At 60.4% G+C, this 10,634-nt stretch carries 10 protein-coding genes; 1 reads left to right on the top strand and 9 read right to left on the bottom strand.

Annotated features, from left to right (window positions below; genetic code table 11):
• Window positions 1–228: 228 nt before the first annotated feature.
• From lgt to hisI, 8 genes are all read right to left on the bottom strand, one after another.
• Window positions 229–1,419: a prolipoprotein diacylglyceryl transferase gene (gene lgt / locus ACX80D_RS16580; RefSeq protein ID WP_459323967.1), complete on the bottom strand. Its 1,191-nt coding sequence runs from the start codon at window positions 1,417–1,419 to the stop codon at window positions 229–231.
• Complete coding sequence (gene trpA / locus ACX80D_RS16575; RefSeq protein ID WP_459323966.1) at window positions 1,416–2,273, bottom strand: tryptophan synthase subunit alpha; 858 nt, start codon at window positions 2,271–2,273, stop codon at window positions 1,416–1,418. Before trpA ends, lgt begins: the two co-directional genes overlap by 4 nt.
• Entirely contained in the window at window positions 2,266–3,711 is a 1,446-nt protein-coding gene (gene trpB, locus ACX80D_RS16570) for a tryptophan synthase subunit beta (protein WP_459323965.1), read from the bottom strand. Before trpB ends, trpA begins: the two co-directional genes overlap by 8 nt.
• A gap of 132 nt (window positions 3,712–3,843) precedes the next feature.
• Window positions 3,844–4,674 carry an indole-3-glycerol phosphate synthase TrpC gene (trpC, locus tag ACX80D_RS16565; RefSeq protein ID WP_459323964.1) on the bottom strand — a complete coding sequence of 277 codons (831 nt, stop codon included), beginning with the start codon at window positions 4,672–4,674 and terminating at the stop codon, window positions 3,844–3,846.
• Window positions 4,675–4,676: 2 nt separating this feature from the next.
• Window positions 4,677–4,952 carry an HGxxPAAW family protein gene (locus ACX80D_RS16560; RefSeq protein ID WP_459323963.1) on the bottom strand — a complete coding sequence of 92 codons (276 nt, stop codon included), beginning with the start codon at window positions 4,950–4,952 and terminating at the stop codon, window positions 4,677–4,679.
• 169 nt (window positions 4,953–5,121) lie between these two features.
• A complete protein-coding gene (locus ACX80D_RS16555; protein WP_459323962.1) occupies window positions 5,122–5,748 on the bottom strand; it encodes a Trp biosynthesis-associated membrane protein in 627 nt (208 codons plus the stop codon).
• Window positions 5,745–7,352 carry an anthranilate synthase component I gene (locus tag ACX80D_RS16550; RefSeq protein ID WP_459323961.1) on the bottom strand — a complete coding sequence of 536 codons (1,608 nt, stop codon included), beginning with the start codon at window positions 7,350–7,352 and terminating at the stop codon, window positions 5,745–5,747. The genes ACX80D_RS16555 and ACX80D_RS16550 overlap by 4 nt, the downstream gene beginning before the upstream one ends.
• Before the next feature lie 93 nt (window positions 7,353–7,445).
• Complete coding sequence (gene hisI / locus ACX80D_RS16545) at window positions 7,446–7,859, bottom strand: phosphoribosyl-AMP cyclohydrolase (RefSeq protein ID WP_459323960.1); 414 nt, start codon at window positions 7,857–7,859, stop codon at window positions 7,446–7,448.
• Between the two features lie 190 nt (window positions 7,860–8,049).
• Between hisI and ACX80D_RS16540 the strand changes: the two genes are divergently transcribed.
• Window positions 8,050–8,694, top strand: a complete 645-nt coding sequence (locus ACX80D_RS16540; protein ID WP_459323969.1) for a TIGR03085 family metal-binding protein — start codon at window positions 8,050–8,052, stop codon at window positions 8,692–8,694.
• Window positions 8,695–8,817: 123 nt separating this feature from the next.
• Here ACX80D_RS16540 and ACX80D_RS16535 read toward each other — a convergent pair whose 3' ends face one another.
• Window positions 8,818–10,599 carry an ABC transporter ATP-binding protein gene (locus ACX80D_RS16535; RefSeq protein WP_459323959.1) on the bottom strand — a complete coding sequence of 594 codons (1,782 nt, stop codon included), beginning with the start codon at window positions 10,597–10,599 and terminating at the stop codon, window positions 8,818–8,820.
• Window positions 10,600–10,634: the final 35 nt, after the last annotated feature.

Raw genomic sequence — 10,634 nt, 5'->3', positions numbered from 1 at the left:
GCTTCCTTCCCACCCCACCTCACGGTGACGCAGTTGCCATTGACTAGGTCTTAAACCACCTTCTCGACCAGAGGACTTTCACCTCCAAGCAAATGCCCATGCTGGGCGTACCGAAAAAGGTGGCCCCGAATCATCGGGGCCACCTTGATGGCACTTGATTGCTTGAACGCTAGAGTCCTAGAGGGTCGGAATCCTAGAGTCCTAGTGCCCTAGTGCTGGTAGGAACAGCTAGGCATCCTTCGCCGGAGTGTCCTTCGCTGTGCTGGAATCAGATGCTGTGCTGGAATCAGGCGCTGTGTTGTCGCTAAGAGCGCCATCCCTAGTCTCCGCCTTCGCATGGCTAGCCAAGCTAGCGGAGCCAACACTGGACTTATCCTCAGCAGTGGTGGCAACCGTTGCCGACTCAACCACAGCGTCACGTGACGACGGTTTCGCAGCTGGAGTGACGGCGTCGTTCTTAGCAGCGGCTTTAGCGCCGGCAGTGGCACCCACAGAAGCGCCTACAGGAGCTTCCTCGATGGCTGGCTCGCGACCCGGCAGGTAGACGGATTCATCGAGCTTGCCGCGGCGCAGCAGGCCAATGACGATGAATAGCACCAGAGCCACCACGAAGACGATGATGCTGGTCCAGACGTTGAGGCGAGCGGTGATGCCGAAGAACGTGATTTGCTCGGCGGTGTCGATCCGCAGCATTTCAATCCAGACGCGGCCAGCCGTGTAGATCATGGCATAGAGCAGGAACAGGCGCCCGTTGCGGAGCTTGAGCTTGCGGTCCAGCAGGAGCAGAACGGCGACGCCGGCCAGGTTCCAGAGGCACTCGTACAAGAAGGTGGGGTGGAAGAGGGTGTCGGGGCTGAAGCCAACTGGCACAAATTCCGGTGAGACGCTCAGACCCCACGGCTGGGTAGTGGGCCCGCCGAAGAGTTCCTGGTTGAAGTAGTTGCCCCAACGGCCAATGGCCTGAGCCAGCAGAATGCCGGGAGCGGCTGCGTCAATGAACGCGGAGATTTTCACGTTTGCGCGGCGGCAACCAATCCAGGCACCCACCACACCGAGTACCACGGCGCCCCAGATTCCTAAGCCGCCTAACCAGAGCTGTGGGATCAGGGAGAGGTCACCGGTGCCATCAAAACCGGGACCAAAGTAAGCCTCGGGGGATGAGAAGACGTGGTAGAGCCGGCCACCAATAATGCCGAAGGGAATGGCCCAGATGGCAATGTCCCAAATGGAACCTTCTGGGCCGCCGCGGCGCTTCCACCGGCGATCGGTCAGCCAGAGGGCAGCCACAATGCCCAGCAAAATACACAGGGCGTAGGCGTGGATGCGGAGCGGCCCAAGGTCAAAGCCGGACCAGGCCGGAGCCGGGATGGACGCTATCACGGCGTTACCCAGAGACTGTGGAACGAGAGTGGAGATCACGAAGTAGCAGCTTCCGTTGGAGGGGTGGAGGGGGCATCGAAGCCGGAGCTGAGTTCCTTGGCCAGCGCACCCACTGCAGGCACCCCGCCGTCACGCAGGGCAGCCACGAGGGCAGTTCCTACAATGACGCCGTCGGCGTAGGTAGCAATCTCGCGGACGTGCTCGGCCTTTGAGACGCCCAGCCCAACGCACGTGTTTTCCGCACCGGCGGCGTGGGCTGCGGCAACCACAGCTTCTGCGGCACTGGACACCGAGGTGCGGGCGCCTGTGACCCCCATGATGGAAACGGCGTAGACAAATCCGCGTGTTGCTTCCACCGTCATTGCCACCCGCTCAGCGGTGGATGACGGGGCCACCAAAAAGATCCGGTCCAGGCCGTACTTATCTGAGGCTGTGAACCATTCGCCGGCTTCATCAGGGATCAGGTCAGGGGTGATGAGCCCAGCTCCCCCTGCCTCGGCCAGTCGGCGAGCAAATTCGTCGACGCCCAAACGCATAACGGGGTTCCAATACGTCATGACCAGAACAGCAGCATCGGTTTCGGCGGTGACAGCAGCCACAATGTCGAAGACATCTGTCACGCGAAAGCCGTTTTCAAGCGCCTGAGTGGTGGCCGCCTGAATGACCGAACCATCCATAACAGGATCCGAATACGGGATACCGATTTCAATGATGTCGGCACCGTTGCGGGCAACAGCAATCGCTGCGTCGATGGAGGTCTGCTTATCCGGGAAACCTGCAGGCAAGTAGGCGATCAGTGCCTTGCGTCCAGCAGCCTTAGCCCGGGCGATGGCCGCGGCGGACTTGCTGACAGGACTCACAGCGGTATCGAGGCTGGAAGTAGTCTCACTCATTGCTGGCATCCTCTGCATTGATATCCATTGCTGCATCGTTGGCGTGGCCGTCTTGTACGCCTGCGCCGTGCGCGGCACCCTTGGCGGTGCGGGTGGACAGCATGGTGCCCTTGACGTTGCCGTCTTCATCCAACAAACCGAACCAGTCGGCAGCCGTCTGAACGTCCTTGTCGCCGCGACCGGAGAGGTTCACGATGATGACGACGTCGTCTGGCTTGGCGGCGTCAGCGGTGAGTCGCTGACCAATCTTCAGAGCGCCCGCCAGTGCATGGGAGGACTCGATGGCGGGAATGATACCTTCGGTGCGGCACAGCAGCTTGAAGGCGTCCATAGCTTCGGTGTCGGTAATAGCTTCATAGCTCACTCGGCCAAGATCAGCCAAGTAAGCGTGCTCCGGGCCAACGCCCGGGTAGTCCAGGCCGGCGGAGATGGAGTGCGACTCGACGGTCTGGCCGTCCTCGTCCTGCATCAAGTAGGAGCGGGCACCGTGCAGCACTCCTGGGCGGCCCAAGGTGATGGTTGCTGCGTGGCGGCCGGTCTCGACGCCGTCTCCGGCAGCTTCAAAGCCGTAGATCTTCACATCGGAGTCATCCAAGAATCCGTGGAACAAGCCAATGGCGTTGGAGCCACCACCGATGCAAGCGCAGACGGCGTCGGGCAGGCGGCCGATCTGATCGATGATCTGGCCGCGCGCTTCTTCCCCAATGACTTCGTGGAAGAAGCGGACCATGGCGGGGAACGGGTGGGCGCCGGAAACGGTGCCCAGGACGTAGTGAGTGTTCTCAACGTTTGCCACCCAGTCGCGAAGGGCATCGTTGATGGCGTCCTTGAGCGTCTGAGAGCCGTTGGTTACCGGCACCACTGTGGCACCGAGCAACTGCATGCGGGCCACGTTGAGCGCTTGGCGGCGGCAATCTTCGGCACCCATGTAGACCACACATTCCAGGCCCAACAAGGCCGCGGCGGTGGCACTGGCAACACCGTGCTGGCCGGCACCGGTCTCGGCAATGATGCGCGTCTTGCCCATGCGCTTAGCGAGCAGCGCCTGACCCAGAACGTTGTTGATCTTGTGCGAGCCGGTGTGGTTGAGATCTTCACGCTTGAGGAATACACGGGCTCCACCAGCATGCTCGCTGAAGCGCTTGGCCTCAGTCAGCAAGGAAGGACGGCCGGAATAGTTCTTGTTGAGCTCGGCGATCTGAGCGAGAAATTCTGGGTCAACTTTTGCTTTTTCAAAAGTTTCTTCAATTTCATCCAGGGCCGCGATGAGCGATTCCGGCATCCAACGGCCGCCGTATGCGCCGAAGTACGGTCCGGGGGCGTGCCGCAGCGAACGCTCCGGTGATGACTCTGCCGGCTTTGCGCCCTGCAGGAATGCTGTTGCCGGATCCACCATGTCTGCGGGATCCTGTGACGAAGCTGCTGGCGCTTGAGCCATCAGTTCCACCGTCCTGTTCCGTAAGTAGTTGTGCACTGATAGTCGTTGGTGCTAGTGGCCGGTGCGGCATGCGCCCACACATCCCAGCCGTGCAAGCAGGCGGGCCCGCCCTGTCGCGGACGGGCCCGGATGCTAGCGGGTGCTGATGGCCTGGGCCCCAGCGGTTTTGAATTCGGTGATCCGCTCCCGTGGAGTGGAATCTGTCACGAGCGCCTCCCCCACCAGGATGGCGTTGGCACCGTTCTGCGCGTAATGCACGACGTCGGCCACGTCACGCACGCCTGACTCGGCAATCACGATGGGCCCGTTCTCAATGTTCCCGGCAGGAATACTGCCGGCCAGTGCGGCGAAAACGCCGCGATCTACATCGAGGGTTTTGAGGTTCCGCACGTTGATGCCGATGATTTTGGCGTCAACGGCAACAGCTCGCTCAATTTCTTCAGTCGTGTGCGTTTCCACTACCGCGTTCATACCCAACTGGTGGGTCAACGCCAAGTAGCTGCGTAGTTCCTCATCACTCAAGGCTGCAACGATGAGCAGTACCAGGTCAGCGCCGTGTGCACGGGCTTCCCAGATCATGTACTCATCGCAGGTGAAGTCTTTACGGAGCACGGGGATCTGCACGGCAGCGCGTACAGCATCTAAATCAGTCAAGGTCCCGCCGAAGCGACGCTCCTCGGTCAGGACACTAATGATGCTGGCCCCGCCCGCTTGGTACAGTGCCGCCAGTGCTGCGGGGTCTGCAATACCGGCAAGATCACCCTTGGACGGGCTGCGACGCTTGACCTCAGAGATCACCTTCAGCTCGGGGCGCACAGTGAGGTTCCCACCCAGGGCAGCCCATGCATCCAGTGCTGGGGCAACGTTTTTAACGCGTTCCTGCAACTCCGCCAAGCTCACAAGCTCTTGGCGGGCACGGAGGTCTTCCCGGACACCGTCAATGATGTCCAGCAGAACACTCACTGCTAGTGGCCGTTGTTCTTCAGCTTGCTTCCGCCAACGCCGTAGCCAGCGGACCGCAGGACCGGGCCGAGGATGACGCCAACAGCAATGATGCCAACGCCAATCCAGAACAGCAGCGTTGCGCTCTCACCGATCACGAAAGCGATGCAGCCCACGATAGCGCCAACGAGCATGACGGTGACGCTTGTCCAGGCTGCCGGGCTGTTGCCGTGGCCCAGCTCAATGCTGTGATCAATGGGCTCATGCACGCTTACTGACCCAGCCGACTTGTTGCTCATGGTAAATCTCCCTATTTAACGCGGATACTAAAAATACATTCTGCCATTAGTTTCCCTTGGAATCCCAAAGCTGGACACCCCGTGGACTTGTGCCGTGGCTAGGCGCGCTCTGCCGTGACTCTAGTGGCTCTGCCGTGACTCTAGTGGCTCTGCCGTGACTCGGCGGCGACTAGGCCGTGGGGTCCTCGCCGCGGCTGAGCTGGTCCCAGCTGTCAATCTCGTCAACTGGTGCGTTTGACTTAGCCGCAGAGGGATCCTTCGCAGCATCATATTTGGTGCGCACAATCCAGGACCGGCCGAGCCAGATCACCAGCAAGGCGCCAAGAGCCAGAACTGCAGCAGCGGCCGCCGCCAGAAGGGGGAACACCGTGGCCGTCGCGGCTGAGGCCTGACCTTCAATTCCGGTCGCTGCTCCTACCTCAGCCATGGCGGCTGTTACGGGATCTGCATAAATTCCTAATGCGACAGCCACAACTCCCACCGCTGCGAGGAAAACCACGGCGGCTGCGATGACGCGGGCCACGCGACCGGCAATAGTGGTGGCCAACGCTCCTGCCAAAGCCACCAAAGCCAGTGCAGAAACTGCCACGGCTGCCTTGTTGCCGGGTATGTCCAGATCCGTGGTGGCGACCTCGCCCGGGGCGATGGCCACATGGATCCACGTTTGTGTTGTGGTCCCAAAGACGGCCAGCGCTGCGGCGATCATCAAGAGCACCAGGATCGATTTACGTTTCCAGACTGGCACCGTTACAGCTGAGGTGTGGGCCGAGCCGGAGACGGGAAGTTCGGTATTCATAGTGATTCTCCCGCCGCGGTGGCGTTTCTTTCGCTCGGATCTTCGGCGAGGTCGCGTTCAGTGAGGTCTGGCTCGGCGAGGTCGCGCAGCGACGCTGCGGCATAGACGGCCCGCAGTGGCGCAGCCGCCTTGTTGACTGTCTCCATGGCTTCGGTTTCGTTGACGGAGTCCGCCACGATGCCGCCGCCGGCTTGAACATAAGCCTTGCCACCACGCAGCAGAGCGGAACGGATGGCGATCGCCATGTCCATATCGCCGGCGAAGTCCATGTAACCGACAACGCCACCATAGACACCGCGACGGATGGGCTCGAGCTCATCCAGCAAGCTCAAAGCCCTCGGCTTTGGCGCACCGGACAAAGTGCCGGCCGGGAAAGTTGCGGCGAGGACGTCGTAGGCAATCTTGTCCGGACTCAAGGTACCCACCACAGTGGAGACCAGGTGCATGATGTGGCTGAAGCGTTCGATTTCCATGAATTGGGTGACATCCACGGTTCCTGGGACACAGACCTTGGAGAGGTCATTGCGAGAGAGATCCACCAGCATCAGGTGCTCGGAGCGTTCCTTCTCATCGGCCAGCAGGTCCTTAGCCAACCACTTATCTTCTTCGGTGGTGGCCCCGCGAGGTCGGGATCCGGCGATCGGGTGGGTGATGACTTCATTACCCAGAACGCTCACGAGCGCTTCGGGGGAAGATCCCACTATGGAGTAGGGCTCGCCGTTGGCATCTTCAAAGCTGAACAGATACATGTACGGACTGGGGTTGGTATTGCGCAGCACCCGGTACACATCCAGGGCACTGGCTTCGCACACCATTTCAAAGCGGCGCGAGACCACTACTTGGAAAACCTCGCCATCCACAATGGCTTCCTTGGCAATGTCCAGGGCCTTGAGGTATTCGTTGCGATCCCACTGCTCTTCCACGCTGTCCGCGAAGCTGGCGGCAGGCACCTCAACCACTGACATGGGCTGAGCTACGGGCTGACGCAGCTGGTCCACCATGGCATGGACTCGAGCTACCGCATCATGCCAGGCACCATCCACGTTCTCATCCGTGCCATTGGCGTTGATGGCGTTAGCGATCAACAGCACAGTGCCCTCATTGTTGTCATGGACAGCCATGTCAGCAATGAGATTCATGGCCAGCTCGGGCAAGTTCAGATCATCCGGCGGCGGGGTGGGCAACTTCTCCCAATGACGCACAGATTCCCAGCCCACAAAGCCAACCAGGCCGGAGGTGAAGGGTGGCAGTCCATCAAAGCGCTCCGTGGCCAGAAGCTTCAGGGTGGCCTCCATAGCTGCCACGGGGTTCCCACTCAAGGGCACACCTACGGGAGGGGTCCCCTGCCAGAACGCACCGCCGTCGTGCGTGGTCAAGGTTGCGCTGGAACGCACGCCAATGAAGGAGTAGCGGGACCAGACCCCGCCCACGGCAGCCGATTCCATCAAAAAGGTGCCCGGGGCCTCGGCGGCGAGGGCACGGTAGAGGCCGATGGGCGTTTGCGCGTCGGCCAAGACCTTCAGATGGACGGGGATGACCCGGCGGGTGCGTGCCAGTTCACGGAATTCCGTCAGAGAGGGGCTGATAACACCTAGATCTTGCATGAAATGTTTGGCTTTCTTGACTCAGGCGGGCGGCTGCAGCTTGGTTCTCGCTGGCGGGATGGAACTGGCGGGATAGAAGAAGTGCGGTGGCAGCTAGCTGCGGTGGCCCACGGTCGCTTCGAGTTCGCGGCCGTCAAAGCAGGTATGGGTTCCGGTATGGCAGGCTGCGCCAACTTGGTCGACGGTGATCAAGAGGGCATCGCCGTCGCAGTCCAGGGCCACCGTTTTAACGTACTGGAAGTGCCCGGAGGTATCGCCCTTGCGCCAATATTCTTGCCGCGAACGGGAGTAAAAGGTGACGCGGCCTGAACTCAAGGTCCGGCGAAGGGCTTCGTTATCCATCCAGCCGAGCATCAGCACTTCTTTGCTGTCAAATTGCTGAATGATGGCGGCGACCAGGCCTGCCCCATCATGTTTCAGCAGCTCGGCAACTGCTGGCGACAATTCTGCACCCTGCTCAGGCATGGGCGCGGCGGACGTGGACTGGGGATCTGGACTTTGCTGCATCACCTCCAATTCTAGTGCCACAAACTCTTGACAGGGGTCATTGACAGTTGCCGCGATAGTTCGAAGCTGTGACCGGCGGCGGTTTGGGAGCGCTCCCCTCTCCGGAGTCCTTCGTGACTTTGAGCTCTGTCTATTCGCTCTTGTGTGTCTAGGTGCCATCCGGGGCGAATACATGCTAATTTCACAAGTGATGCGATTTGTAGAACCATCCCGTGAAGTCCTTGCCGAGACCCTGCTGGCCGCTGGTCCGGGAGCACCCACGCTCTGTGAAGGATGGTTGACCCAGGACTTGGCCGCCCACCTTTACCTGCGCGAACATAATCCGCGCGTGGGTCTAGGTCTCATATTCAAGCCGTGGCGCAAATCTTCAGAGAAGGCCATTGCCGAGTTGGCTGCCGCGTCCGCCACTCCGGAGACCTTTGCGGCGCTCGTGGAAAAGTTCCGGGCTGGACCGCCGAAATTGTCACCCTTTGCGCTGAAGTCAGTGGACGAGACCGCCAACCTCACTGAGTTCTTTATCCACACCGAGGATGTCCGCCGCGCCTCGGACCGTTGGGCGCCCCGTACCCTCGATGCCGCCTATTCTGTGGCGCTCTGGGCCGAGCTGCTCAAGCGCGCAGCCATCATGTACCGCGGTGTGGACTTGGGCATTGTCTTGGTCAACCCGGCAGGGCCACGCCACGTGGCCAAGCGCGCACCGGTTTCAGTAGCGATCATTGGCGACCCCGGCGAACTACTGATGCACACCAATGGCCGCACCAGCCAAGCACTCGTCACCTTTGAGGGCCAGCCCGACGCCGTGGCACTGCTCCGCACAGCCGACGTCGGACTCTAGCCGCGCATCTCCCCCACGGAAGCTAGCGCAGCCGATTCCGCGCCTCTCCCCCACGGACGCTAGCGCAGCAATGGCTACTTTTTCGCCGTCGCTATCCCACTCAAAACCGCCTATGGGCGCCACTCATTGGCCATCAGTTCCGGCCTGGACTGCATGGAGCTGAGAGTACCGTCCGTTCCGCGCCAGGAGCTCCTCATGGGATCCAATCTCAACGATCTGCCCCTGCTCCAACACCACGATCCGATCTGCCTGCCTAATGGTTGACAGCCGATGAGCCACCACCAGCGTGGTCCGCCCCTGCATCAACTTGCCCAGCGCAACCTTGACGAGCTGTTCCGACTCAGGATCGAGCGCGCTGGTCGCCTCGTCCAGGAGCAAGACCCGTGGATCACGCACGAGCGCCCGCGCAATGGCTAACCGTTGGCGTTGTCCACCTGATAGTCGCGCGCCGCGTTCTCCCACCACTGTGTGCCAACCTTCGGGTTGGGACTGGACGAAATCTAGAACATTGGCATCCTGCAGTGCCAAACGGATGCGTTCGTCGTCGAGATGCGGCAACCCGTAGGCGATGTTCTCGCGGATAGTGCCCTCGAACAGCACGGAATCCTGAGGGACCACAGACACAAAGCGGCGGACCGTACGCAGGTCTAGGAGTTGCATATCAACACCGTCAAGCAGGATTCGTCCACTGGTGGGGCGGACAAATCCCAGTACCAGATTCAACAGCGTGGACTTCCCGGAACCCGATGATCCTACAAAAGCTACAGTCTCACCGGCGCGGACATCCAGGTCGAGTTCGTGGATAGCATCAACCTCGGAGTCTTCATAGCGCTGGCTCACCGCATCGAGGAGCATGTTCCCGGTAACATTCTCGACGGCTCGTTTACCCTCGTTCTGTTCAATGTCCGGGTCCTGCAACACTTCGGCGATGGAGCGCACCGATTCCAGTCCGCGTGCTCCGACCGGAATCAACATGAGGAGTTGGGTCAAGCCCTGCGTCAGCAACGCGAAGTAGCTTGAGAGCATCACTACTTGGCCGGGGGTGATTGGCAGGAAACCGGTGAGGGAGAATATTGCGGCCAGCATCAGGCAACCCACTCCGAGCAACTGCATGGTCACCCAGGAGATTGAGGCGACGTGTCCGTTGAGCATGTCAAGGTGCAGGCCAGCACGCCGCACACCTTGGGCGCTGCTGGATACCCGAGTCACCGCAGTCTTTTCCAGACCGTGTGCCCGCGTCACGGGGATCAATGAAGCCATCTCACCCACTCGTGCCGCGAAGCCCTCAATCTCCATCCGGAAATTCTCATTGCGGGAACGCGAACGGTTACGCATGCCAAAGCGGATTCCGATGGCGATCGGAACTGTAAGCGCGTATACAGGCAGGAACTGCGGCACGGCAATGGCGGTCATCGTAATGGCACCAGTCATGACCATGACCGCGGATAGCAGCGGGTGGGTCACCTGTTGGAGCATCAGCTCAACATTCTCCACATCCCGTACCACTTTGGTTTGCACAATCGAGGAATTCACCCGCGTGTGATACCCGATCGACAAGCTCTGCAAACGAGCAGCCAAAACGTTGCGAAGTACGGATCCAGTATCGCGGACCACGGTCATGAAATTCCGGGTGTAAATAATGTGGTTGGGGTAATTCTGGATCAGTAGCACCGCGGCCAGCAGACTCCACCACAGCACGGATTCAACCGGCCCACCCACGGTGACAATGTCAATGATCGCGGCGGTGATGACCGGCAGAAACCACAGCGGTACTTCCTTCAGCGCAAAAGCGAGCACAGCCACAGCCATCCGCTTTGGGCGCCGCAGAAGGAGCCGGAGAACGGACAGGATCGGATGGGCCCCGTCAATGACGGAAATCGGCTGGGAAAGCGCTTTCTTTGGCATAGCTCAACTGTAGCAAGATCGGCCCTCGCTCAATG

This window comes from Arthrobacter sp. Sr24 (assembly GCF_054511175.1).
The sequence above is the reverse complement of the archived record's forward strand: the minus strand, read 5'-3'. Positions and strand labels throughout refer to the sequence as shown.

What these genes read in the sequence shown, in the direction of transcription:
- trpA (WP_459323966.1), bottom strand. Translation starts at nt 2,273, where the DNA reads ATGAGTGAGACTACTTCCAGCCTCGATACCGCTGTGAGTCCTGTCAGC.
- trpB (WP_459323965.1), bottom strand. Translation starts at nt 3,711, where the DNA reads ATGGCTCAAGCGCCAGCAGCTTCGTCACAGGATCCCGCAGACATGGTG.
- ACX80D_RS16560 (WP_459323963.1), bottom strand. Translation starts at nt 4,952, where the DNA reads ATGAGCAACAAGTCGGCTGGGTCAGTAAGCGTGCATGAGCCCATTGAT.
- ACX80D_RS16555 (WP_459323962.1), bottom strand. Translation starts at nt 5,748, where the DNA reads ATGAATACCGAACTTCCCGTCTCCGGCTCGGCCCACACCTCAGCTGTA.
- ACX80D_RS16550 (WP_459323961.1), bottom strand. Translation starts at nt 7,352, where the DNA reads ATGCAAGATCTAGGTGTTATCAGCCCCTCTCTGACGGAATTCCGTGAA.
- hisI (WP_459323960.1), bottom strand. Translation starts at nt 7,859, where the DNA reads ATGCAGCAAAGTCCAGATCCCCAGTCCACGTCCGCCGCGCCCATGCCT.
- ACX80D_RS16540 (WP_459323969.1), top strand. Translation starts at nt 8,050, where the DNA reads ATGCGATTTGTAGAACCATCCCGTGAAGTCCTTGCCGAGACCCTGCTG.
- ACX80D_RS16535 (WP_459323959.1), bottom strand. Translation starts at nt 10,599, where the DNA reads ATGCCAAAGAAAGCGCTTTCCCAGCCGATTTCCGTCATTGACGGGGCC.